The 24,082-nt window shown below is 42.7% G+C and carries 20 protein-coding genes and 1 tRNA gene; 11 read left to right on the top strand and 10 right to left on the bottom strand.

Annotation, left to right across the window (positions count from 1 at the left end; all coding sequences use genetic code 11):
• Window positions 1-87: 87 nt before the first annotated feature.
• A complete protein-coding gene (locus Q0541_RS03935) occupies window positions 88-540 on the top strand; it encodes an SRPBCC family protein (RefSeq protein WP_298905817.1) in 453 nt (150 codons plus the stop codon).
• 29 nt (window positions 541-569) lie between these two features.
• Here the strand turns inward: Q0541_RS03935 and Q0541_RS03930 are convergent, their stop codons facing one another.
• The gene (locus Q0541_RS03930; protein WP_298905815.1) at window positions 570-1,394 is read right to left on the bottom strand and encodes a SirB1 family protein; all 825 of its coding nucleotides are present in this window, start codon (window positions 1,392-1,394) and stop codon (window positions 570-572) included.
• A gap of 495 nt (window positions 1,395-1,889) precedes the next feature.
• On the opposite strand from Q0541_RS03930, the gene Q0541_RS03925 reads away from it, so the two are divergent.
• Window positions 1,890-2,570, top strand: coding sequence for a PEP-CTERM sorting domain-containing protein (locus Q0541_RS03925; protein WP_298905814.1), 681 nt, complete (start codon window positions 1,890-1,892; stop codon window positions 2,568-2,570).
• Window positions 2,571-3,019: 449 nt separating this feature from the next.
• On the opposite strand, the gene Q0541_RS03920 is transcribed toward Q0541_RS03925, so the two are convergent.
• Window positions 3,020-3,151 carry a hypothetical protein gene (locus Q0541_RS03920; RefSeq protein WP_298905811.1) on the bottom strand — a complete coding sequence of 44 codons (132 nt, stop codon included), beginning with the start codon at window positions 3,149-3,151 and terminating at the stop codon, window positions 3,020-3,022.
• A 178-nt stretch (window positions 3,152-3,329) separates the two neighbouring features.
• Here Q0541_RS03920 and atpD point away from each other — a divergent pair, with 178 nt between their 5' ends.
• From atpD to Q0541_RS03900, 4 genes are all read left to right on the top strand, one after another.
• The gene (atpD, locus tag Q0541_RS03915) at window positions 3,330-4,778 is read left to right on the top strand and encodes a F0F1 ATP synthase subunit beta (protein ID WP_298905808.1); all 1,449 of its coding nucleotides are present in this window, start codon (window positions 3,330-3,332) and stop codon (window positions 4,776-4,778) included.
• A gap of 107 nt (window positions 4,779-4,885) precedes the next feature.
• Window positions 4,886-5,299, top strand: a complete 414-nt coding sequence (gene atpC / locus Q0541_RS03910) for an ATP synthase F1 subunit epsilon (RefSeq protein ID WP_298905807.1) — start codon at window positions 4,886-4,888, stop codon at window positions 5,297-5,299.
• Between the two features lie 153 nt (window positions 5,300-5,452).
• Window positions 5,453-7,558, top strand: a complete 2,106-nt coding sequence (locus Q0541_RS03905) for an SPFH domain-containing protein (protein WP_298905804.1) — start codon at window positions 5,453-5,455, stop codon at window positions 7,556-7,558.
• A gap of 348 nt (window positions 7,559-7,906) precedes the next feature.
• Window positions 7,907-9,643: a serine/threonine-protein kinase gene (locus tag Q0541_RS03900; RefSeq protein ID WP_298905829.1), complete on the top strand. Its 1,737-nt coding sequence runs from the start codon at window positions 7,907-7,909 to the stop codon at window positions 9,641-9,643.
• A gap of 10 nt (window positions 9,644-9,653) precedes the next feature.
• Here Q0541_RS03900 and Q0541_RS03895 read toward each other — a convergent pair whose 3' ends face one another.
• Window positions 9,654-9,953, bottom strand: a complete 300-nt coding sequence (locus Q0541_RS03895) for a 30S ribosomal protein PSRP-3 (RefSeq protein WP_273765874.1) — start codon at window positions 9,951-9,953, stop codon at window positions 9,654-9,656.
• A 428-nt stretch (window positions 9,954-10,381) separates the two neighbouring features.
• Here Q0541_RS03895 and Q0541_RS03890 point away from each other — a divergent pair, with 428 nt between their 5' ends.
• Window positions 10,382-11,185 carry a TIGR01548 family HAD-type hydrolase gene (locus Q0541_RS03890; protein ID WP_298905794.1) on the top strand — a complete coding sequence of 268 codons (804 nt, stop codon included), beginning with the start codon at window positions 10,382-10,384 and terminating at the stop codon, window positions 11,183-11,185.
• 379 nt (window positions 11,186-11,564) lie between these two features.
• Window positions 11,565-12,959, top strand: a complete 1,395-nt coding sequence (locus Q0541_RS03885; protein ID WP_298905792.1) for a cytochrome P450 — start codon at window positions 11,565-11,567, stop codon at window positions 12,957-12,959.
• Window positions 12,960-13,096: 137 nt separating this feature from the next.
• Here Q0541_RS03885 and Q0541_RS03880 read toward each other — a convergent pair whose 3' ends face one another.
• The 4 genes from Q0541_RS03880 to ruvB all read right to left on the bottom strand — a co-directional run bounded on the left by Q0541_RS03880 (window position 13,097) and on the right by ruvB (window position 17,345).
• Window positions 13,097-13,918 (bottom strand): FkbM family methyltransferase, encoded by an 822-nt coding sequence (locus tag Q0541_RS03880; protein ID WP_298905789.1) that lies wholly within the window; start codon window positions 13,916-13,918, stop codon window positions 13,097-13,099.
• 46 nt (window positions 13,919-13,964) lie between these two features.
• Window positions 13,965-15,245: a glycosyltransferase gene (locus Q0541_RS03875; RefSeq protein WP_298905787.1), complete on the bottom strand. Its 1,281-nt coding sequence runs from the start codon at window positions 15,243-15,245 to the stop codon at window positions 13,965-13,967.
• 89 nt (window positions 15,246-15,334) lie between these two features.
• Entirely contained in the window at window positions 15,335-16,138 is an 804-nt protein-coding gene (locus Q0541_RS03870) for a tetratricopeptide repeat protein (protein ID WP_298905785.1), read from the bottom strand.
• A 106-nt stretch (window positions 16,139-16,244) separates the two neighbouring features.
• Complete coding sequence (gene ruvB / locus Q0541_RS03865) at window positions 16,245-17,345, bottom strand: Holliday junction branch migration DNA helicase RuvB (protein WP_298905782.1); 1,101 nt, start codon at window positions 17,343-17,345, stop codon at window positions 16,245-16,247.
• A gap of 199 nt (window positions 17,346-17,544) precedes the next feature.
• Here ruvB and hisF point away from each other — a divergent pair, with 199 nt between their 5' ends.
• The 3 genes from hisF to Q0541_RS03850 all read left to right on the top strand — a co-directional run bounded on the left by hisF (window position 17,545) and on the right by Q0541_RS03850 (window position 18,779).
• Window positions 17,545-18,318 carry an imidazole glycerol phosphate synthase subunit HisF gene (gene hisF / locus Q0541_RS03860; RefSeq protein WP_298905779.1) on the top strand — a complete coding sequence of 258 codons (774 nt, stop codon included), beginning with the start codon at window positions 17,545-17,547 and terminating at the stop codon, window positions 18,316-18,318.
• Between the two features lie 99 nt (window positions 18,319-18,417).
• Window positions 18,418-18,609, top strand: a complete 192-nt coding sequence (locus tag Q0541_RS03855) for a hypothetical protein (RefSeq protein ID WP_298905777.1) — start codon at window positions 18,418-18,420, stop codon at window positions 18,607-18,609.
• A 97-nt stretch (window positions 18,610-18,706) separates the two neighbouring features.
• Window positions 18,707-18,779 (top strand) — tRNA-Ala (locus Q0541_RS03850).
• Window positions 18,780-18,971: 192 nt separating this feature from the next.
• Here Q0541_RS03850 and Q0541_RS03845 read toward each other — a convergent pair.
• The 3 genes from Q0541_RS03845 to Q0541_RS03835 form a co-directional block, all read right to left on the bottom strand.
• Window positions 18,972-20,336, bottom strand: a complete 1,365-nt coding sequence (locus tag Q0541_RS03845; RefSeq protein ID WP_298905774.1) for a TniQ family protein — start codon at window positions 20,334-20,336, stop codon at window positions 18,972-18,974.
• A gap of 284 nt (window positions 20,337-20,620) precedes the next feature.
• On the bottom strand, window positions 20,621-22,183 hold the full coding sequence (locus Q0541_RS03840) for a helix-turn-helix domain-containing protein (RefSeq protein ID WP_298905771.1): 1,563 nt from the start codon (window positions 22,181-22,183) through the stop codon (window positions 20,621-20,623).
• An 824-nt stretch (window positions 22,184-23,007) separates the two neighbouring features.
• The gene (locus tag Q0541_RS03835; protein WP_298905768.1) at window positions 23,008-24,072 is read right to left on the bottom strand and encodes a restriction endonuclease subunit S; all 1,065 of its coding nucleotides are present in this window, start codon (window positions 24,070-24,072) and stop codon (window positions 23,008-23,010) included.
• Window positions 24,073-24,082 lie beyond the last annotated feature (10 nt).

Here is a 24,082-nt window from a genome sequence, read left to right as displayed (position 1 = left end):
ACTTTGTTACCAAATATTTGATTTAATCTACTGGCAATGGCGAATTTTGCGTTACTCTAATTGCAGCAACAGCATCAAAGATGTGGAATGTCTCAAGTTTTGTCACAATCGATTCAAATTAATGCAACAGCTACGGTGGTGGAGCACTGTATTAGCGATTTAGCTCTCATGCACCGCTGGCTTAACCCCGTCCTCCGTTGCGAACCTGTGGGCAAAGCTTGGAGTACCGATGTCGGCAGTCAAAGTCGTTTTATCATTCAAATTCCTCTACTAAAACCCACGTTGAATAGCGTAGTTGTGGAACGACAACCGGGTTTGGTAGTCTGGGAATTTCAGGGATTTTTTCACGGGCGCGATCGCTGGGAATGTCAGCCCACAGAAAAGGGAACGCTTCTACTCAACCGCTTTGAGTACGATATCCCTAACCCCTTAATTAGTTGGGGTTTTAACACCTTTGCTGCATCTTGGACAAAAGAAGATATGCAATCCCAGCTGCGCCGCCTCAAACGAGTCGCAGAAGAAGTGCAAATTAGTCGATAGTCTGGAGTTAGGAGTCAATCCCCACTCCCCTACCCATCCTTACCCAATTCGGTAAGTAGCCGCCGAATCATAGATGCATCCTCGGCATCAGGAACTTTTGCTAAATAATTTTGTAAGTCGTCTATGGCTTGGGGATAGTAACCGAGTTGATAATAGATCAAACCGCGATCGCGCAATTCTAAAGTTAAATTAGGAAACAGCAACAAAATTCGTTCAACTGCTGCCAGTGTTTTTTCTAACTCTTGCTGTTTCAGGTAAATAAATTTTAAATTTGTCAGTATCCGGGCCAAAAATTGCCGATGAGTGACTACAGCTAAAAATTCTGGTTGTAGCGTCACAGGTTGCTGATAAAGTTGAGACAGTCGTTCTTCGCAATCTTGAGCAAATATTATTTCACCGTTACTGAAAGCATCCACAAAAATCTCTATATCTGGAATATCTGGGCGGATTAGGAAATGTCCTGGCATCCCCACACCCACCATCGGAAAATCAATCCTTCGCGCAACCTCCAGGTAAACCAGCGCTAAGGTAATGGGAATCCCCAATCGGCGGTCAATTACATCATTGAAAAAGCTGTTGCGCGGGTCGTAATAGTCAATTTTATTACCAGAAAACTTTAAATCCTCGTAGAGATACTGATTAATACTTTGAACTATCCGTAAAGGATATCGTGAATCAGGCAGGCGTTCTTGAAGTTCCCATGCCATTGTATCAAGGGCGTTGAGATATTCCTCTGGGTCTAGCTTGGGATATTCTTCTTGTGCAATATACAAAGCTGCCTTTGCTAGGTCAATCTGCTCGTCAGACTGCTGAATCTCCTGATAAAAAAATTGTCGTGCTGACGAGAAATTCATAAGCTGTTGCTCGGTGGAAGTGTGAGGATGAAGCGGAAGTGGGTCTACCTTTATTTTAAGGAAATTCACGCCTAAATTATTCACCAAGATTGAAGTTTATAACTGCCGTGTTCGCTGCAAGACACGGCAATTTTTTATTTTGATCAGCATTTGGGGACACCATACCGCAATTTTGTAGCATCAGGAGCGCCGCCCCAAGTCTGGTTGTAGTATTTCCCAAACTTACGCAGCTTTGGATTTTTCGCTTGAATCAAACTTTATGGGTACAGGAGTAGTATAAAGCTGATATAAAAAAACATCCTAACTTTAACATTTTTCGTCTATGTATTTGCTAACAAATATCTATTTAAGCCCGAAGTTAACTCAGTTTTTACTACTATTTAATCAAATTCATAATTTAAAGCTTACGTATTTATACGCATATTTTCTCTTCAACAAATAAATTAACCATTAAGCTATTTAATAGGTACACAACAAGTAAATAAAGTGATTCGGATGACGACATCAACCGTTTTAAAACGTTTAAGCAAAATCAGCATAGCGATCGCAGCTTTTACTGCAATTGGAATTGCAACATCAGCTTCTGCTAGAGCTGCATCCGTAGTTCTTCTAGAAGACAATTTTGACACCGAAAATGGCGGCACCGGGGTGTTAAATTATAACAATTTTGCCAAATGGAATGTTACAGATGGAACAGTTGACCTGATTGGTAGTAATAATTTTTATAACTACTTGCCAGGCAACGGGCTATACGTAGATACAGATGGCTCATCATTAATGGCTGGCAAACTTGAATCTAAAGCAGCATTCACGTTTGACGTAGGTGACATCCTCAATTTAACTTTCCAGTTGGCTGGTGACCAAAGAAATAACGGTGACAACTCTGTGAACGTATCGTTGGGTAGCCTGTTTAACAAAAAATTTACACTGCCATCGGCCCAGAACTTTACAACCTATACTCAAAACATTACAGTCACCTCAGCTACAAACGCCAAATTGGCTTTTGATGGGCTTGGTGGAGATAATATTGGACTATTGCTGGATAACGTGAAATTGACTAAGACCACCTCTGTTCCTGAACCTACTTCCATAATCGGTGTCCTAGCCTTCGGTGCTTTCAGCGCTACTTCCCTTTGCAAGCGCAAACAGCTACAAAAAGCTGCCGTGAAAGCCTAAATTTCTTCTCACCTTCATTTTTGATACCTGCTGTGCCCGTTAGGCTAAAGCCGTAACACACCCTAACTTTTGATTTACTTTATAAATGGTCTCTTAGTAATTATTGATTGCTTAGATTCCGAAATAGTATTGAGAATATGTGTATTAGCTATTTGAATGAAATGGTACGCCACTGCTCTTTCTGCGATCGTCAGGAACAGCAGATTTTTTATTTGAGCTTCCCCAATATGCATTAAACAAGCAAATACGCTGACAATATTTAAAATTTGAGTCATTTTCACTAGTGCTTATATCTGCGATCGCAGCGAGAGACTGAAACCTCACCTGTCGTAATTTAGGTGTTACGTGCAATTTAACTGAAAGTTTCGCGTATGCCATCGCCAGACACAGCATTTTTTTGTGTTGACACGCATAACGGTTGTACAATCTTTAGGGGAAATTGCCGCTATTTAAGCGGCTTCAACCAAAGCGATGGCGGAGCCATCGCCTGCCGTAGGATGCCCTTTGGGCTGTAGGGCGATCGCATCTGAAAAATCAGCTTGGTGAATAGCTAGGGTGTTAACTGGATAAAGAAAAAGCATCCACTCGTCTAGGCGAGCTTGTCAGGATGAGGGTTGCAGCCAAAAAAGTCAACCTTCTTTTTAAGGAATTACTAAGGGAGTTGTGTCCCCTTGCGGTGCTACAGTGAAAGGTGACATTGCTTAATTTTATGTCTTCTCCGACCTTATCTGAAATCTAGCTTCAATCATTAGGCGCAGCATGGTCACAACCGCAGAAAAAACAAACATTGGTTACATTACTCAAATCATTGGTCCAGTTGTAGACGTTAAATTTCCCGGCGGGAAATTGCCACAAATCTTCAACGCTTTGAAAATTGTTGGCACCAACGAAGCTGGACAGGAAATCAACCTCACCGTTGAAGTACAGCAACTGCTGGGCGACAACCAGGTGCGGACTGTTGCAATGAGTTCCACCGAAGGCTTAGTGCGCGGTTTGGAAGTCACCGATACAGGCGCTCCCATCAACGTACCAGTTGGGAAAGCCACTTTGGGTCGGATTTTCAACGTCCTTGGCGAACCTGTGGACAACAGGGGCCCTGTAAATGCTGAGGCAAGTTTACCCATCCACCGCTCTGCTCCCAAATTCACTGACCTGGAAACCAAACCTTCGGTGTTCGAGACTGGGATTAAAGTTGTTGACCTTCTGACTCCCTATCGACGCGGCGGTAAGATTGGTCTGTTCGGCGGTGCTGGTGTTGGTAAGACCGTGATCATGATGGAGTTGATCAACAACATTGCTACCCAGCATGGTGGAGTATCCGTATTTGCTGGCGTGGGTGAGCGCACCCGTGAAGGCAATGACCTCTACAACGAAATGATTGAGTCTGGGGTTATCAATAACGAGAACCTCAACGAATCAAAAATTGCTCTAGTCTACGGTCAAATGAACGAACCACCCGGAGCGAGAATGCGGGTTGGTCTTTCGGGATTAACAGTAGCAGAGTACTTCCGGGATGTGAACAAGCAGGATGTGCTGCTATTTATTGATAATATCTTCCGGTTTGTGCAAGCAGGTTCGGAAGTGTCGGCACTACTGGGTCGGATGCCCTCAGCGGTAGGATATCAGCCCACATTGGGAACCGACGTGGGTGAACTACAAGAGCGGATTACCTCAACTACAGAGGGTTCGATTACCTCCATTCAGGCAGTGTACGTACCTGCGGATGACCTCACAGACCCCGCACCTGCTACCACCTTCGCCCACTTGGATGGTACAACAGTGCTGTCTCGCGGTTTGGCATCTAAGGGAATTTATCCCGCAGTTGACCCCCTTGGTTCAACTTCCACCATGCTCCAGCCCAACATTGTCGGTGACGAACACTACAATACTGCGCGTGCGGTGCAGTCAACTCTGCAACGTTATAAAGAACTCCAAGACATTATCGCCATTCTCGGTCTAGATGAATTGTCTGAAGAAGACCGTCTGATTGTGGCGCGGGCGCGGAAGGTTGAGCGCTTCTTGTCCCAGCCGTTCTTTGTGGCAGAAGTATTCACCGGTTCTCCTGGTAAGTACGTGAAGTTGGAAGATACCATCAAAGGCTTCCAGAAGATTCTGTCTGGTGAGTTGGATGCTCTGCCAGAACAGGCTTTCTACTTGGTGGGCGATATTAACGAAGCGATCGCCAAAGCTGACAAAATCAAAGGTTAGTCATTAGTCACAGACGCGATTAATCGTGTCTGTACATTAGTCATTAGTGCGATCGCTAATGACTAGTGGCAAAAGACAGAGGACAGAAGACAAAGGACAAAAGACAAATGACATTAACCGTTCGCGTAATTTCCCCAGATAAAACAGTATGGGATGCCCCAGCTGAAGAAGTTGTTTTACCTAGCACTACTGGTCAACTAGGTATCCTCACTGGACATGCACCACTTTTGACCGCCTTGGATACTGGTGTAATGCGAGTCCGTGCTGCTAAAAATGAAAATTGGCAAGCGATCGCTCTTTTGGGTGGCTTTGCGGAAGTCGAAGAAAATGAAGTGACAATTCTGGTTAACGGCGCTGAACGTGGCGACAAAATTAACCTTGAGGAAGCCCGTGCTGCTTACAACCAAGCAGAAGCGCGTCTAAGTCAAGTGTCAGCAGATGATCGCCAAGCCCAAATCCAGGCAACTCAAGGCTTCAAACGGGCCCGCGCTCGGTTTCAAGCGGCTGGCGGTTTGGTCTAATTTAACTTTCTATTTCAACTTTGTAGGTTGGGCAATGTTCAACCTACAAGATATTTATTAAATTTTAAAAAAATTACGCCAAGTTTAAGAAATCGAGGCAAGCCTTGGTGAAGTGTTAAATTAACTAATTAGTTGCCCAAATGGGCACAAGTTATGAAAAGCTTTTCATCTTTGCTTGATACTCGTAAACAAAATAAGATAGCTCGTTTTGCAGCATCTATCGTCGCAACATTGGCGATGGCTAGTAGTGTTCATTCTGCCAATGCTACTTCTGTAAAAACAACTACTGCAAAAGAAATAACTTCGGTATCAGTCCAGCTAAATCAGACCAAACCAAATATTGCCCAGTTACCAATTAGCAGGACTCTATATCAAGCTGCTGGAATTAATCCTGTTGTACTGGTTCCCATTCTACTTGTCAGCGGTTTAGTCATATTCGTCCCCCTGTTCTTTGGTGGACTGGTGGTTATTGGAGAACGTGAAGTCGGCATTGTGGTGAGGAAATTTACCCTTTCCGGGCGCGGACTCCCCGCCGGCAGTTTGATTGCCCTCAACGGGGAAGCTGGCTTGCAGGCAGATACTTTAGCTCCTGGTTGGCACTGGGGCTATTGGCCTTGGCAGTATTCTGTAAAGAAAGAGCCAGTAGTTGTCGTTCCCCAAGGGGAAATCGCTTTGATTGTGGCGGCAGATGGAGCATCCAATCCACCAGAGCGGATTTTGGGTAAAATTGTCAGTTGTGACAACTTCCAAGATGCTCGAAAATTCCTCACCGAAGGTGGAGAAAAAGGGCGGCAGATGGGTTTTCTCACCGCAGGTACGTACCGGATTAATACTGCCCTTTTTAAAGTCATCATGGCAGCAAATGCCAGCACTCATGGCATGACTCCAGAACAGTTGCGGGTTTACAGTCTGGCATCTGACAAAGTTGGCATTGTCACTACCTTAGATGGTGTACCAATTTCTGCTGGTGAACTCGCAGGGCCGATAATTGACGGACACGACAACTTCCAAAATGGTCAGAAATTTATTGATGGCGGTGGGCGGCGAGGCTTACAAGAGCAGACTTTGCTTTCTGGTTCTTGGAACTTGAATCCTTGGTTTGTCCAGGTTGAGCAAGTGCCGATGACAGAAATTCCTATTGGGTATGTAGGTGTGGTGATTTCTTTCGTGGGTAAGGCACATCAAGATGTCAGCGGTGCAGCTTTCACCCACGGTAACTTGGTGAATCCTGGACACAAGGGTGTGTGGGTCGAACCGCTGTATCCTGGCAAGCACCCGATTAATTCTCGGATCATGAACATGGAACTGGTGCCAACGACTAACATAGTATTAAATTGGTCAGACCGCACCGAACGCCACAGCTATGATGCTCAACTAGCCTCTTTAACTGTGCGATCGCGTGATGGCTTTGCCTTTGATTTGGAAGTAGCACAAATTATCCATGTGGGTGCTTTAGATGCCCCGAAGGTAATTTCTCGCGTTGGTGCAATGCAAAATCTGGTAGACCATGTATTGGAACCGACCATCGGAAATTATTTCCGTAACTCAGCCCAAGACTATACTGTACTAGACTTTCTCACTGCTCGGAGTGAGCGACAATCTGAGGCTGCTGAGTATATTAAAACAGCATTGCGGGCTTATGACGTGCAAGCGATCGATACTCTCATTGGTGATATTTTGCCACCAGCATCATTAATGCAGACACAGACAGACCGGAAAATTGCCGAAGAAGAACGCAAGACTTATGAAGTGCAGCAGATGGCGCAAACCCAACGGCAGCAACTTGTCCGGGAAACGGCACTCGCTGATATCCAGCAAGAAATGGTGAAATCAGAGCAGAGTGTACATATTGCTGACTTAAAAGCCCAAGCCCAAATCAAAGAGGCGAACGGTGAAGCTGAGGGGACAAAACTCCGGACAATTGCTGAGGCTGAAGGGATTCGGGCTACGGGTAACGCCAAAGCTGAAACCTACAGTGCTGGCGTGGAAGCTTTAGGATCACAAGGTTATACAGCAATGCAACTAATGCAGATTATAGGCGATCGCAATGTCCGCTTGATTCCAGATGTCTTAGTTGGCAGTAATGGCAGCAATAATGGTTTAGTAGATGGGCTACTATCGATGATTTTATGGAATCAAACTGGTAAGGGTGAATTGACACCAACACCTTTGCATCCCCAACCAGTAGTTACCAAAGCCCAACCAACCGCAGAAAATGGTCTTCCACCTATAATTGTGAATTTCCCGGCGGATAAGTAACATCCAGTAGGACAGCACATCTGTCCATACGTGTCAACTTAGAGCCAGGGCGAATAGAATTCGCGGCTATACAAACGTTCGCCCTACAGCCCTTTTCCTTAGGGAGACGCTACGCGTAGCTTGCTTCCACGTTCGCGGAGCGTCCCGTAGGGAAGTGGTACGGGCATCCTACGGCAGGCGTTCCCGTTGGCGCAGCCTCTCGTAGAGAAGGGTAGGCCGCCTCCGCGGACTAAGAAGAAATTAAGGGTTTGAAACCCACGGAGGTGGGTTTTGCCTCTATAGACGCGGTTTCTAACCGCCGATTTAACTGAAAGGAAAGTTTTGCTTTTACAAGAACGTTATCGTTTAATGAAGCAGATTGGTAAAGGGGGATTCTGTAAAACCTTCCTCGCTGTAGATGAGGGTCAGTTTTCTCCAGTTCCTTGCGTCATTCAAGAATTATCGCCAGAATCCGAAACATCTAAAAGTTTTCAGCAAAAGGCACAACAGCTAGAAGAATTAGGAAAGCATCCCCAAATTCCGGCTTTACTGGCTTATTTTCAGCAGAACGAGTATTTTTATTTAGTGCAGGAGTTTATTGCAGGCACTAATTTAGCTCAGGTGGTTGAGGAGGAAGGGGCTTTTAATGAAACTCAGATTTGGCAACTTTTAGAAGATGTGTTGCCAGTTTTTCAGTTTATTAGCGATCGCAACATCATTCACCGCGATATTAAACCCCACAATATCATTCGTAGATCCCCAATTACCAAGAAAGGGGATTTAGTCATAGTCGATTTTAGCACTGCGAAAATCGTCACAGAAATTGATCGGCTAATATCACAAACCAGTATTGGCAGTCCAGAATATGCTGCACCAGAACAAGCTAGAGGAAAAGCGGTTTTTGCTAGTGACTTATATAGCTTAGGTATTACTTGTATTTACTTACTTACCCAGATTCCGCCCTTTGATTTATTTGATATTGCAAATGATTGTTGGGTCTGGCAACAATATCTTACTACTAAGGTAAGCGATCGCCTGGCGCAAATTCTCGACAAGCTGCTGCAAAATGCTGTTAACCGTCGTTTTCAATCAGCTGATGAAGTTATGCAAGCAATGGGTATGGAATGTAAAACTCAAAATTTTAAATTACCAAATCCTCCTTGGCGATGCTTGCATACCCTAACTGAGCATTCTGGGAGATTGAGTAGTCTGAATGCCCTTGCCATCAGTCCTGACAGTAACACTTTAGCCAGTGCTAGTGATCATAAAATCGTCAAATTGTGGGATTTAAATACCAAAAAAGTCCTAGCTAGCTTATCAGGACATTCTCAAGCTGTAAAATCAGTTGCCTTCAGTCCTGATGGGAAAATTCTGGCAACTGCTAGCGATGATAAAACTATCAAATTGTGGCAGATTGAGACATTAGCGGAAATCTGCACCCTCTTGGGACACTCACACGCTGTGAAATCAGTTGCTTTCAGTCCAAATGGCGAGATTCTCGCTAGTGGTAGCTGGGATAAGACAATCAAACTCTGGGATGTAAATACTGGCACTGAAATTTGCACGATGACTGGACATAAATTACAAGTAAATTCAGTGGCATTTAGTCCTCAAGGACAGCTTTTAGCCAGCGCTAGTTATGACAGAACAATTCGTCTGTGGCAGATACCTGCATTAGAAAGTTCCCACAAAGAATTTCAAAACCGCCCATGCTATAGCTTGTTAGGCATCCTTTCGGGTCATGCATGGGCGGTTTTGACAGTCGCTTTTAGTCCTGATGGGAAAATTTTGGCGACGGGTAGTGATGATAACACTATTAAATTGTGGGAGGTAAACACTGGTCAGCTAATTTGCACACTTGTAGGCCATTCTTGGTCTGTGGTGGCTGTGGCTTTTACTGCCGATGGCGAAACGCTCCTAAGTGCAAGTTGCGACAAAACAGTTAAACTTTGGAGGGTAAGCACAGCAGAAGAGATTGTTACTCTCTCTGGTCATGTAGACTCAGTATCTGCTGTTGCTGTGAGCAAAGTTAGACAATTAATTGCAAGTGGTAGCAGGGACAAAACTATCAAACTGTGGCAGTTTGTAGAACAGCACAATCGCTAATATTGTAATATCAAGCGCTACCTGTGAAGGCAACTTCTGGAAATTTCAACTGAGCTTCTGCCATTGGACGGTTTCTACCTTCCTCTTGCCAGTAGTTAATCACTTCTGTCGCTTTATTAAGCAACTCGACACGATCCAGGTCAGTAATCCAATGTTTGGCCTCTAATTCCTTTTTTAACTCTTCCCAGGCATCATTTCTGGGCCAAAAAAAGTACTTAGTCAAAGGACTTGTGCCTTTGCCTACAATTTGATCGACTGCTAGAGCAACGTTTTCGTCTAACCACAAAATTTTCAAAATAAACTTGGTCAATCACACCTCCGGGAATTTCCAGGCATTACTTAACTAGGATAGCGATCGCTTATTTTAACGCAATACTCTATCAAATAACCAAACATTCGGGAGTGCTGGGTTACCAAGAGAGCGAAACGGGGGATTGAAGTAAGGACACAATGGAGTACTCGGTAAAAAGTATTACTTATGAATCTTCCCATTTAGCACTCACTACTCGGAACTGATTTGATGCCTAAGCCTTAATCATTTTACTTTTTATTCAGCACTGTTTTGGTGATTAGAGAATGGCTAGCATAAGGTGTAGTCGGCGCTAACTACAGATGCTTATGACTCGCCAGAGCAAGCCCTCGACCCCGATTTTTTAGCTGAGGTTGAAAAATTAAACTACTGAGCATCCATAATGGGGTTAAACTTTTTTATGCTCCTCGCCCAAATTTATCCCTGCCATGACTGAAAAATCCTCAGCAAAAGCGATTGTTGTTTTCGATATTGATGGCGTTGTGCGCGATGTTAGCGGTTCCTATCGTCGAGCGATCGCAGATACCGTAGAATATTTTACTACCCAAGCATATCGTCCAACACCACTAGATATTGACCAACTAAAGTCTGAAGGTGTATGGAATAACGATTGGGAAGCATCGCAAGAATTAATTTACCGCTACTTTGAAACCCAAGAACAGACCCGCGAGCAACTGCAACTAGATTACAATGCGATCGTTGCTTTTTTTCAATGCCGTTACCGTGGCCCAGACCCCAACAATTTAACGGGGTATATCTGTAATGAACCCTTATTATTACAACCAAGCTATTTAGAGCAACTTACCCAAGCTGGGATTGCTTGGGGATTTTTTAGCGGTGCGACTCGTACTTCCGCTAACTATATTTTAGAAAAACGCCTGGGCTTACAATCTCCTGTGTTGATTGCGATGGAAGATGCACCAGGTAAACCTGACCCCACTGGACTTTTTGCCACAGTTCGTCAATTAGATAATGGAATTGAGCAAAGATTAGCGATCGTGTATGTGGGAGATACGGTAGCAGATATGTATACTGTCGAGAAAGCACAGGCTTTAGATTCTTCTCGCATTTGGATTGGTGTAGGGGTTTTACCGCCCCATGTACAGGAAACAGCAGCCCGTGGTGATGCTTATGGTAAGACACTGCTAGCAGCAGGAGCAGTGGTAGTTTTAAGTAATGTGCAAGAATTGACACCAAGGCAGATTCAGAAATTGGTAAGTTCATCTGCCTGATCTGTGTTCTAAATACAACTTAGCGTAAAATCGTGGCGTTTTTAATCCAGGGGAACGCATTAACATTGCGGCCGACGCATTGGCATTGTATTGGAACGCATTAACAATGCAGCCAACGCATTGGCATTGTATTGGAACACATTAACACATGCAGCCGACACATCGGCATTGTATCCGGATGCATTAACATATGCAGCCGAGGCATTGGCATTGTATCGGGACGCATTAACAATGCAGCCGACGCATTGGCATTGCAAGGTATTGTCAAATTTAATTTGCTACGAATTAATAAAATGTTGTATTAAGATCAATCAAGCTACAGGTGCATGAATGACTGGCTGATAACAATCTTGCTTGAATAATTGGGAGATTAATAAAAATGTCTGCACTTAAACTGCCTAACGGTCCCCAAACTCATCCTTGGGTACAGACGTATCAGTGGCTTACTAATCCCTTAGAATATATGGAAGCCTGTGCTAAACGCTATGGTGATATCTTCACTCTCCGGATTGGCCCAGTTTTTACTCCTCAAGTATTCATTAGTAATCCTAAAGCGATTCAGCAGATTTTCACCATAGATCCAAAACAGCTAGACTCTGGTGAGCCAGCAGGGATTAAATCGCCTTTATTAGGACGACAATCACTACTAGCTCTAGAAGGTAAGCCTCACCAGCGCCAACGAAAGTTGTTGACACCCCCTTTTCATGGAGAAAGAATGCTGGCTTATGGTCAGTTAACCCGTGAGATCACAGAGCAAGTGATTAGTCAATGGACAGTTGGGGAATCCTTTTCAGTTCTGCCATCTATGCAAGCAATCTCCTTAGAGGTGATTTTGAAAGCTGTATTTGGTCTAACAGATGGGCCACGTTATGAAAAACTCAAGGAAGTGCTGCTGAAAATTCTGAATCCAAAGCAACCTTTCGTTACAGGAATGATGCTTGTTTTCCCATCACTGCAACGAGATTTAGGTTCTTGGAGTCCTTGGGGAATATTCCTGGATTTACGACAGCAAGTTGATGAACTCATATATGCTGAGATTCGCGATCGCAAAGAGCAACCTGACCCATCTCGGACTGATATCCTATCTTTGATGATGGCAGCTCGTGATGAACAAGGGCAGTCGATGACTGATGTAGAGTTACGCGATGAGTTAATTACCCTGTTGGCGGCAGGTCACGAAACTACGGCGACTTCCTTAGCATGGGCTTTCTACTGGATTCACCATTTGCCACAGGTGCGTGAAAAACTACTGCAAGAACTAGATAGCCTGGGCGAAAACCCTGATCCAAATGCTATTTTGCGATCGCCCTATTTGAGTGCTGTTTGTTCGGAAACTCTGCGCCTGTATCCAGTGGTAATGTTGGCATTAAATCGTTTGGTAAAATCCCCCCTAGAAATCATGGGTTATCAGTTAAATGCTGGTAATTTGGTGATTCCTTGCATTTATCTGACCCATCATCGAGAAGATTTATATCCCCAGCCGAAGCAATTTAAACCAGAGCGTTTTCTGGAACGGCAATTTACCTCTTCTGAGTATTTGCCCTTTGGTGGCGGGAATCGTCGCTGTATTGGAATGGCGTTTGCGCTGTTTGAGATGAAGGTGGTTTTGGCAACAGTGCTGTCTCGCTGGCAGATGGAACTGGCTGATAGCAAACCAGTGCAGCCAGTGCGTAAGGGTTTTCTACTTAGCCCACCAGGTGGTGTGCAGATGGTGGTGACTGGGAGACACCAGCAAAATCAGGCAGTTCGAGAGACTAGCTCTAGTTTCTTGTGAAGAGTGTGAAAATGGGATGAGATAGGGTTGGAGCGATGCCTGCGGCGGTAAACTACGGATCGTATCCCATCACATTTGCATGTTTAGGTTTCAACAGGTTTCAGGATTATTGGGGTGAGCCAATGATTATCAAGCTGTTACCGCAAGGCATACAGATTAAAAATCTTGGAACCCTTGAAAATAGGTTCCTGCTCAATTGTAATTTTGCTTAATCCGTGTTCTTTTAGTAAAGTTGTAATCTTTTCAACTCTGCTATCAAAATCATGAACTTCAATAACCACTTGCTTGATTATTTGCCAATCCGGTTCTTCTATGCCCAACAGTACATCTAGCTCGCTTTTCTCCACATCCACTTTCAGCAAATCAATCTGCTGAATATTATGATTGCGAACGATATCTGATATGGTTCTCAACTGGCAATTGACTGGCTCTATTTGAAAAGCTTCTTCTAATCTCAGGTCGAGAATAAACGACTTTAGAAATGGAGGAAGCCAACGGAGCCAACGAATAAATGGAGGAGCATCTTTGAGATTTTTCAGGACAGTCTTCTTTAATTGCTCTCGATCCTCCTTTAAGCCTTCTGGGTATGCGTTAGATAAAGGTGTAGCGTTGGGATAGTAAGCAAAGGTCATCATCTTTGCCTCCTTTGAAAGTCCACAGGGAAATACTCTGAGTTTTTCTGGATCAACACGTTGGGCATTAGCGTGCAACACATCAAAAATAGCTGGGATAGGCTCGAACGCATAGACATTAACATTTTGATTACATAGCTGATATACCCAGAGTGTAAATAAACCAATGTTGGCTCCCACATCAAAGACAGTATCACCTTCGTGTAACTCGATCCCATTTTTGAAGTATTCCTGGATTTGTTCGTAAAGAGTCGGTACTTCTTGTTCTCGCAAATAAAATATTTTCATCCCATTGGGAAGTATAGTTTCAGGAGTTAAAGCCGTCATATATAATAAATCCCCAATTTAATAAAACAAAGAAAAAATTCGCTAATCATTTAGCATCAGAAAGCACAGGCTTTCCTGTAGCAACGACCTGTTCGACAATATCAATGGCTCGACTCACACCCCCTGCTTTTTGAATCGCCTCTTGTAGTCTCAAAGCATTTTGTTTATAAGAATCTTCCGTCAACACCTTTTGGATAGCGGCTCGTAGCTTCGGAACATTCACACGACTCAGGGGTACAGCTTCACCAGCCCCAGCCCAAGCTACACGCGCTGCTATTCCTGGTTGATCATTAGCAACGGGAATGGCAACCATTGGTACCCCATTATTTAGGGACTCTAAAGTAGTATTCATACCCGCGTGGGTAATGGTGAGAGTTGCTTTTTGCAGCAATTTCAATTGGGGTGCATAACCAACAACCAGCGGATTTCCCGGTAAACTTCCCAGAGATTCTGGACTTGCAGAACCACCTAATGAAATCACTAGTTGGGCATCCAAATCATTACAAGCTTCAGCAATAGATTTGAAAACTCCCAATAGGCGATTTTGGACAGTCCCCATTGAAGCGTAAATTAAGGGTTGCCCAGTTAACTTTTCTAACGGGAAATCAGGAACTTCCCGACCAGTTGGACTATGATAAGGGCCTGTGAAATGGAACCACTGGGGCAAATATTGCCTGGGAAATTCCAATTGGGCAGGCTGTTGACTAATTTGAGCTAGTGGGGAATAGTTTTCATTGGCACTGAAGTGTCGGGGTAAGTTCCACTCTCGGCGATAGTCAGCTATTACCTCTCTAATTGGTTTGCCGATGCGATCCAACAACCTATAACCCACTCTGTTACGCAGTTGTGCCCACCAAGCTCGGTTATAGCCCCAGTTTGTTATAAACGGCGGAACACCCTCTTCTCGATTAAGTACTACAGCACTGCAAATGGTAATAAAGGGAAGTCCTAAAAATTCTGCAACAGTTCCGCCCTCTGGCATTATCTGATCTACTAAAAGTGCATCCACACCCGCTTCTTTAATTGCTGGTGGTGCATCCCTGAGCATAACATCTGCCCCTTGCTTGAGCAGATTGACGGTATATTGCAATGCAGCGAGTCCACTTAACTTCCCTAACTCAGCTAAGGATTCTGCCATTGCTCCTGTAGGATATTCAAATCCACCAATAGCCCGGAATTCTAACTCTGCCGCCAGTGTCTTGGATTTAGCATCAAGTCTACCCAATAAAGTGACCCGATGACCCCGCTTTTGGAGTTCTTTACCCAAGGGGAGCATAGTGTTGAGATGTCCGGTTGTTGCTGGACAGATCAGCCCAAAATGAGTCATAGTTCTTGCTTCTGTTTATTTACAATGATGTATACCAGAAAACAGGTACATAGCAGTAAAGAAAAGAATTTTTGTTGAGTTAAACTTGGCTACTTGATTTTCAAAAACTTATCTAAAGCTGATACCATACTGGGCGGCCAACGGCGGATATTTGTTACCCAGTTGATGTCCTTATAACGGCTATCCAGTCCATAAGCCGCTACCCAATTACTTTCGGCTTCCCCTTGTTCTCCATTTACCCAGTAGGCAGCTGTGAGAGCGGCACGCATATCGGCAAACTTGGGATATTTACGGACAATATTCCGCATTTCCCGGATTGCTTGGTCTATTTGACCAGTTTCATAAAGAGCGAGGGCGTAGTTAGCACGGGCAAAGGCAAAATTCGGAGCAATCTCATTAGATTTTTTGTAATCTGCGATCGCATCTGACCATTTTCCTAAACCTGCTGTGGCATTACCGCGATTATTGTACGCCATTGCATCCTGAGGATCGAGTTTTAGGACATGATTATAATCTGCGATCGCATCGTCCCATTTTCCCAATCCTTCCAACGCCGCACCCCGATTCAAATATGGATCGGTGACATTTGGCGCTAATTCTATGGCTTTGTTATAATCTGCCAGCGCCTCTGGTAATTTGTTCTGACTCACCCGCGAATTTCCTCGGTTACTCCACGCCCCCGCATTAGTGGGAAATTGCTCAATAATCTTTGTCCAGTAAGTTTCAGCCGTGGCAAAATCACCTTGATTCGTTGCTGTAAAAGCTTGATTTGCCCACTCATCGCCTTGTTTTAATTGTTCTTGAGTAATGGGCGGTTGAGATTGTGCCATGACTGGAGTACCCCAGCCAAACACAAGTAACAGACTGAGAAAAATACCAATTAACTTAATCATCTGGATTTACCTGTGTCTATCTTAAACATGGGGAATGGGGCAGGGGGAGCAGAGGAGCATAATTAATCCCCAATGCCCTGTTTGGCCAATGCCCAATTTCCCATAATTACAATAATGACAACTGTTCATTAGGCGGCGTGAATCCCAAATGCTTATATGCTGCCTTTGTCGCCATCCTGCCACGATGAGTCCGAGTTAAATACCCAATCTGCATGAGGTAAGGTTCATACACCTCTTCAATTGTTTGGGTATCTTCACCCGTCGCTGCTGCCATTGTTTCCAACCCCACTGGCCCACCGTTAAATTGTTCAATTATGACACTCAGCATCTGACGGTCTGTCCAATCTAAACCGCAAGGATCTACTTGAAATAGTTGCAATGCCTCTGATGCAACGCTTTCATTAATCTCACCCGATAACTTTACCTCAGCATAATCACGGACTCGCTTAAGTAACCTGTTGGCAATCCGTGGCGTTCCGCGTGAACGACGGGCAATTTCTGTGGCACCATCTTCTGTAACGGGGGTTTTGAGTAATTGAGCGGTTCGCAGTACAATTTTAGTCAGTTCGTCAACTTCGTAAAATCGGAGTTTTTGAATTAAACCGAAGCGATCGCGCAGTGGTGAAGTTAAAGCACCCACACGCGTTGTAGCCCCTACTAGGGTAAACTTTGACAGCGGCAAACTTCTGATCCGAGCGCTGGAACCCTTACCAATAGTAATATCTAAGCGATAATCTTCCATCGCCGGATAGAGAATTTCTTCCGTCATCCGCGAGAGGCGATGAATTTCATCCACAAATAAAATATCCCCTGGTTTCATGTTCACCAGTAGCCCGACAATATCGCGTGGACGTTCTAGGGCTGGGGCACTAGTAATTTTGTAATTTACGCCCATTTCCGATGCTAAAATCATTGCCATTGTGGTTTTGCCCAATCCTGGCGGCCCATACAGCAGCAAGTGATCTAGCACCTCACCACGAGACTTGGCTGCTTTGATGGCAATATCTAACACATCCTTTAAATCTTTTTGCCCAATGTAATCGGCAAATCGGTGCGGTCGAATACCTTCTTCTTGCTGATCTTGTTCATCAATAGCAGCTTCAGGCTGCAAAATGTTGTCTGGGGATGGTGCTTTCGCCGACTCCCGACGCTGCTTTGGTTCTCCGTTGGGTTCTGGAGGCTGTTTTTTCGAGGAGATTATCGCCATAATTCAGCTATCTACTTTTAAGGGATGAGGGAGTGGTGGGGCAGGCAGGGGAGGCAGGGGGAGAAAGAATAACCAATGCCCAATGCCCCATTTTGCAATACGTGCTTAAAACAAGCGGTGTGAAAATTTTCGTTTGGAAATACCCGCGCCAATTTAAAATTTAAATTCGGGTCAATTACCCAGAAGTACAAAAGTTATTATGTTATCTAAAAGAATCTTACCGTGCTTAGATGTGAAGGCGGGACGGGTTGTAAAAGGAGTTAACTTTGTCAATCTCCAAGATGCAGGCGATCCGGTAGAGCTGGCCAAGGTTTACAATGAAGCTGGTGCAGATGAATTAGTATTTCTGGATATTACAGCTACTCATGAAGACCGAGCTACTATTTTAGATGTGGTCTACCGGACTGCTGAACAGGTCTTTATTCCATTGACTGTGGGTGGTGGCATTCAATCCTTAGAAAATGTTAAAGCTTTATTAAGAGCAGGTGCAGATAAGGTTAGTATTAATTCTGCGGCGGTGCGTGATCCAGACTTGATTAATCGGGCAAGCGATCGCTTTGGTAATCAGTGCATAGTTGTTGCTATTGATGCCAGACGCAGAAACAACCCGGAGAATCAAGGTTGGGATGTGTATGTGCGGGGTGGCAGGGAAAATACAGGCTTAGATGCCCTATTGTGGGCACAAGAAGTTGAAAAACGGGGGGCCGGAGAACTCCTAGTCACAAGCATGGATGCCGATGGAACCCAAGCTGGGTATGACATCGAGATCACACGGGCAATTGCCGATGCTGTCGAAATTCCAGTCATTGCTTCTGGTGGTGCAGGTAATTGTGAACATATCTACACTGCCCTAACTGAAGGCAAAGCTGAAGCAGCATTACTGGCATCGTTGTTACATTACGGACATTTAAGCGTAGCAGAAATCAAAAATTATCTGCGCGATCGCAACGTGCCAGTAAGAACATTCTCTTAAGTGACTATTTAGCATTTAATGACATCTATCTTAGGTTAGACACACTTACGTGAAAGGGTGTTAATATTATTTTACAAGTATTAACAAATATTAAAAAATATGTTGCTTCCTATTTTACTTTTTGATGTCGCCCTGGTGGCGTGGTCACTGCACTTAATGGAAAGAGCCTACGAAAGTAAAGAATTTTCTCTGATGTTGGCTGGTACATTGGTTGCTCTGGCTGCTGCTGCCATGTTAGTAGTCTACTTTTTAATGGGGCACTGTATGACCTATTTGTTGCGGGTGTCGTAGAAAGTGCTGAGTGCTAGAGGAGATATTTAAAATTTAGTTTTCATAAAAAGCTTGACAAAGTAATAATAATTAAGCGATTATGTATAATGAATTTTAAGGGGTTATAGCGCAGTTGGTAGCGCACCTCAATGGCATTGAGGGGGTCAGCGGTTCGAATCCGCTTAGCTCCATTCTTAACACCCTAATCTTCTCTGTTAATGGAGATGCGACAACAAGCACTAGTTGTCCAAAAAGGTCACTTTATGCTTGTTGTTCTCAAAGGACAACTAATGCTTGTCAATTGTCGCACAAAAGAGAGGGAGAGGAAAGGCAAGGAAAAGCTTAGAAGAAATGATTGATCGATGGCTCGAAGTAAATTTAAGTTAGCATTTGCCTAATTGGCATTGTATGTCTTGCAATGCTGTACGAACTTCTCTGTATCTTAAGTATCCTGGCATACTCATCTGTTCTGAAACGCGAGCTTCAGACGGATATGCTCCCTGATTGTGTAAACTTAGGGCAATTCGTCGAACTTCATCGCAAGACTGCTGTACATTTCTCAAAAGAACCGCCTTTCTATCGTTGAGGTATTTGGCAGAGATGGCATGACATAAACTTGGAAAATGCCTACAAATAGTTCTTCTGTCGCATTCCAAACGCCTAGCAACCTCTTCCATTGATGGTGATGGGGAATCATTACTTTCAAGCACTGCTTCTAGATTTTGTTGTACTTTGTTAGCATCAAAAGACTTTGCACTTGCCCTGGTCTGGGGTTTTGATTGAAGTGGTAGTAGTCGCACTGCTTGAAAAGAATTTGCAGATTTTACTCCTTGTATTAAGAAATCCAGTACAGAGATTTTCAGGCAGTAACAAATTTGTAAAAGTGCCTTGATTGAAGGTTGATTCTCACCTTTACACCAAACCCATACCGTATTTCTGGGTATCTGAAGCTGGCGAGCAAATGCAGCTACATTTCCCTCAGCAACTTGAGATACGTAACTGCACAATGCTTTAGCAATGCTGTCTTTTAATGGCAAAGGTGTCAAATATGGGGCTTTAGCAAGCAACTCACCTACACTTCGTGCGATCCATATTTCAAACTGTAAATCATGCTCTTGTAAATTTTGGTGATCGCTTATTTGAGTTTCCAATGGCATTCCAAGCCACTTCAAGCATTTAGAGCAGTATCCTGGTCGCGATCGCCAAGCCAAAACGTAATTTGTCTGACAGCAATGAGGACACTTTTGACTCAACTTTTGCTGGTGATGCGGGCAAACTTTAACTACATCCAGCGACCAAAGTAAATGCTCGAAAACTAATTGATTAGTTGTGCGTCGTTCTTCGTAACAAGTTGGACACCAAGCCTTGATAGAACGAAGCAAATTCCTAGACGGGAGTAGTTCAGACCAAGTTAGCAATGTCAAAAACTGAAGATCATTGCGTAGAGTCAAGATTTGAAGAGCTTGACGCAAGTCAGCAGCCATGACGCCCGTGCCATTTAGCGCTCCTGTAAAAGGATATATTTTGTGTAAATTATTACTTCCATATGTCTTATTAAAAACTGAGGTCAGTTCTCTTTCCATCAACACTCCCGGAGGTAAGCAATGTGCCTCAGCCAATCGAGAAACATAGCCTGTCAGACTTTCTACTAAAGGTGTGCCGATGCCGACAGGTTCTATGTGGTACAGATGGCTACGCGGCGGGATCAAAGGTAGCTTCAAATTCCACAACTCGTATTTAGTTAGCACATTTGCTCCTAAACTTTTTCACCTTGAATAAATTACACCTCAGCCACACTGTGTTTCAACACATGTAAGTTTTATAATGTTGGTAGTTTCCCTATACTTGACTTTTCACAGCATGTAGAAAAGGTCATTTGGAGGGTTTCCTAAGCCCTAATTTTTCTGTTAGGTATTTTTATTAACCCAAATCTATTGAGAATTAGGGCTTAGAAAAAGTCATACTGTTTCTCGGTTTTGGGACTTACCGTGAAAAGTCAGTATCTATATCTAGTATTCCCCGAAGAATTACCTCATTTTTCCCAGCCGAGTTCGCGCCGTACTTCGCATACTGCTTCAACAACATCTTTTTGGAGTATCGAACCAGGACTTTTTAAAAAAACTGAAATTCTGCTAGCAGTAGGTTCTATTTCTTCCGAATGAAGCTGAAACGCAACTTTCCGAACTTCCTGACGCAATTTTTCTACTCGTTTTGTTCGGCTTTCTTGGCGATAATTAGCGTATCGTGCTGAAATTGCACTGCATAGGTCTGGAAAATGTTTATCTAGGCTATGTACAGATTTTTTACCAAAACGCTTGGCAACCTCCTGCATAGATGGTGGTGGATACTCGTTAGCTGCAAGCAATTCTTCCAATAAACGCTGTAATTTTTCTAGCCTTTGAGCTTTTTCATACTCACTATGTCGCGTTGCTATAATTTTACACAAATCTGAAGAATAATAATACAAAGCACTAGTTTTTTTATACCCAAGCCATTCAGCAATTTCTACTAGGGATGGTGGTGGGCTTTTAGTGAGGGCAGTTTCCAATGCGTGTAGTACTTCTGTCGAGGTGTTTAATTGGTAAGTACCTTCCTTACTTGGTTTATTCTGAGTTTGTGTGATTATCTTGCTAGAATCTACGTTAATTTCTTCTTTAGTAAGAAAATCGAGCAGCGATATTTCAAGTTGGAAACAAATTTGCAGAAGTGTGTCGATTGCTGGCAAGGTTTTTCCCACACACCATCTATGGGTTTGAGTTCTATTTATCCCTAGCTTTTTTGCAAATGCAGCTATATTGCCATGTGCAAGGACATTGACATAACCAGAAAGCATTTCATAAATTTTTTCTTTAGGTGGCGGAGATAAATATGGTGTAGCAGCTATTAAATCTCCAAGATTATTTGTAACCCATATTTGCCAATTTAGTTCATCTTCTGTCAGTTTTATACTGTTTGGTGATTCAACATTTGCAGAAATTCCAAGCCACTCTCCGCATTTTGAACAACAACCTGGTCTTGAGCGCCAAGCCAATAGCCTGTTGTCTTTGTGACAGTATGGACACTCTGTACAGAGACGCTGATGATGATGCAGACAAATCGTAACTTCCTTTAGTGACCAAAGGAGTGGTTCATAGACTGTCTGTTCAGTTACACGCCAATTTTCGTAACAGCTTGGACACCAAGCCCTGAGAGAGCGGAGCAAGTTCCTTGGAGGAATTATTTCCACCCAATTGAGCATTGTTAGTAAACGCAAGTCATTACGTAGAGTTAATGATTCAAGGGTTTTAATTAATTTTAAAGCCCAGCTACCCATTCCATTCAAAGTCTTTGTCTGACTAGTAAAACTTTTCTCTAGCCCTCCATCTTTACTATTGAAGATGTATCCTTCTTTGAGCAATGGTACAAGCTCGCTCAAGACTAATATTCCCGTAGGTACACAATGCTCTTCAGCTAATCGGACAATGTAGCCTGTTAGGCTTTCTACCTCAGGCGTTCCGATACCAACTGGCTTTAAATTGTAGAGGCGGCTGCGTGGAGGAATAGTTGGTTCTTGTAAATCACATAACCCAATTGCTTGAAGCTCATTGCTGTTCATACTTATTGGTCTCCTAGCCGATCACGTTTAGGATTACGTTGGAATGGTTTTGTATTATTAGATTTAAAATTTTTTTTCTGTTCGATACTTTCCTTAGTTGACAATTTATCTTGCTTGTGAGTTTGGCTCTTCTCCAAACCTAAAATGATACGCAAGTTCCTGCTCCTATTTTCACTATCTCTAAGCTTGTTCTCACCGTTAATTGCCTCAAAAGCTAATCCAAATAAAAGATAAAGTTTATTAGACTTTTGTATTCCTTATTAGGAAAGATAAAAGGAGTGATAGACCCACTTGTTAGTGCATCCAATTACATTTAGACTCTTACCTTAAATCAAGAGCTAAAAGCTGTGAGATAAATTTGGCACAGATCATTGAAAAATAAACTACTTTTTCTAAATGAGCTATTTGTTCATAAGTAAAAGCTAACATGAAAAAAAATTATAAATTACTCCTAGTTCAAAAAAATTAACATTAGTAATACATTGAATTATAAAATAACTGATTTTAAAAAGTTTTATCTAAGAAGCTTATGAAAACTGCTTTTACTGTGTAGTACAACAAACAAAGTTTGTGAATATAATTCATACTGTTTGTATAGTTAATACTGTATATACTGTTTAATCAATTAAATTTAACCTGTCTTTTATCAAAAACCTATTAATATTTACAGTTTGATTTAAGGCATTGAAATTAACTTAATTGGAAGCTAATAAAGATAAAACTACTATATATAGTTAGTGAAAAGAATTTCATAATTCAGTTTGTTGATACATCCGTTGTGATACTTACTGCCTAAATTTTCCAAAGATTCCCAGTATAAAGGCTTACCCATTCCCTTGACGATTTGGGCGAATTTTTCTTGGAGCGGAAGGGGGGGGAAGGGGAACAATACACTTTTTTACAATACCAGTGCTAATAGTATTTAATCCACTTGTTGTATTGCTTGATGTATTAAAATATTTTTTACCGCCTGAATTATTTATATAATGACTGAGATATATATTGTTAATAATTTTCGTATTTACACGAACACGAATCAAATGATTTTGATGTACACAATCTTTTATTGAGTTATCCCAGATTGCACATCTTCCAATTTCCTCAATATTACCATGTCCTTCAACAATCAAAATATCATTTGTTTGCAGTTTGATACGTTTAAATTCTTCCTCTGTTAAACCTATAGTCTTTATGTGCGATAGTTCAAGTTGATTTCTATAAATATTAGCAACTCTTAGATATGGTAACTTTAATGGTAGATTATCTCTTTTTTTACTAAGTTGAAGTCCACCCTGAACTTCACTGATTTCATCTAAAAAGCTTTTATTCCAACCCATTGGATTATTAATAGGATCGCCAAATATTTGCAAAAAGACGGATTGTAGGAAGGTGTTGCTGAGTTGTAGGGCGTAGCGGCGGGTACGTCGCAGGCGATCGCTTTTTTCTAAAAGTGTTACAATTCGCTTTTGTTCTAATATCGGAGGTATGATAATTTCAACATTTTCTAGCCTGCCTTCCGAAATGAGCGGTTGTCCTGATTGACTTGCATATTGATTAAGATTGGCAGAGCGAAGGGCGTAGATTAAATATTCATCTAAAAAGCGAGAATCTTTTTTAAAAACGTAAAGTGCATTATCCGTAATCCACGAGTATGGTAGGGTGTAATGTACAGAACCACAGTAAAGTCCAACTCTGCCTATAACAATTTTTCTATCTTCAAATAGATAAGATGAGTGATAACCTGTAATACCGTTTCCTCCGTAAACAGGATATTTACCAGTTTTATCCATATTGGCAGCACTAAGAAAATCTCCACTCTTGAGTTTTAATGACTCTCCTATTGTTGTTTTTGCCCATTTTTTGGAAGTAGTAGCAGGTAGAGTAGACATTCTTAATTGT

It is taken from the genome of uncultured Nostoc sp., from assembly GCF_937863485.1.
GTDB lineage: Bacteria > Cyanobacteriota > Cyanobacteriia > Cyanobacteriales > Nostocaceae > Nostoc.
Note: the sequence above shows the minus strand (reverse complement) of the source record. Positions and strands in the feature narration are given on the sequence as shown.

Coding starts and splice junctions, on each gene's coding strand:
- hisF (WP_298905779.1), top strand. CDS start 17,545: ATGTTATCTAAAAGAATCTTACCGTGCTTAGATGTGAAGGCGGGACGG.
- ruvB (WP_298905782.1), bottom strand. CDS start 17,345: ATGGCGATAATCTCCTCGAAAAAACAGCCTCCAGAACCCAACGGAGAA.
- Q0541_RS03870 (WP_298905785.1), bottom strand. CDS start 16,138: ATGATTAAGTTAATTGGTATTTTTCTCAGTCTGTTACTTGTGTTTGGC.
- atpD (WP_298905808.1), top strand. CDS start 3,330: ATGGTCACAACCGCAGAAAAAACAAACATTGGTTACATTACTCAAATC.
- Q0541_RS03875 (WP_298905787.1), bottom strand. CDS start 15,245: ATGACTCATTTTGGGCTGATCTGTCCAGCAACAACCGGACATCTCAAC.
- Q0541_RS03900 (WP_298905829.1), top strand. CDS start 7,907: ATGAAGCAGATTGGTAAAGGGGGATTCTGTAAAACCTTCCTCGCTGTA.
- Q0541_RS03935 (WP_298905817.1), top strand. CDS start 88: ATGTCTCAAGTTTTGTCACAATCGATTCAAATTAATGCAACAGCTACG.
- atpC (WP_298905807.1), top strand. CDS start 4,886: ATGACATTAACCGTTCGCGTAATTTCCCCAGATAAAACAGTATGGGAT.
- Q0541_RS03890 (WP_298905794.1), top strand. CDS start 10,382: ATGACTGAAAAATCCTCAGCAAAAGCGATTGTTGTTTTCGATATTGAT.
- Q0541_RS03840 (WP_298905771.1), bottom strand. CDS start 22,183: ATGAACAGCAATGAGCTTCAAGCAATTGGGTTATGTGATTTACAAGAA.
- Q0541_RS03905 (WP_298905804.1), top strand. CDS start 5,453: ATGAAAAGCTTTTCATCTTTGCTTGATACTCGTAAACAAAATAAGATA.
- Q0541_RS03880 (WP_298905789.1), bottom strand. CDS start 13,918: ATGACGGCTTTAACTCCTGAAACTATACTTCCCAATGGGATGAAAATA.
- Q0541_RS03930 (WP_298905815.1), bottom strand. CDS start 1,394: ATGAATTTCTCGTCAGCACGACAATTTTTTTATCAGGAGATTCAGCAG.
- Q0541_RS03920 (WP_298905811.1), bottom strand. CDS start 3,151: ATGCTTTTTCTTTATCCAGTTAACACCCTAGCTATTCACCAAGCTGAT.
- Q0541_RS03855 (WP_298905777.1), top strand. CDS start 18,418: ATGTTGCTTCCTATTTTACTTTTTGATGTCGCCCTGGTGGCGTGGTCA.
- Q0541_RS03885 (WP_298905792.1), top strand. CDS start 11,565: ATGTCTGCACTTAAACTGCCTAACGGTCCCCAAACTCATCCTTGGGTA.
- Q0541_RS03925 (WP_298905814.1), top strand. CDS start 1,890: ATGACGACATCAACCGTTTTAAAACGTTTAAGCAAAATCAGCATAGCG.
- Q0541_RS03835 (WP_298905768.1), bottom strand. CDS start 24,072: ATGTCTACTCTACCTGCTACTACTTCCAAAAAATGGGCAAAAACAACA.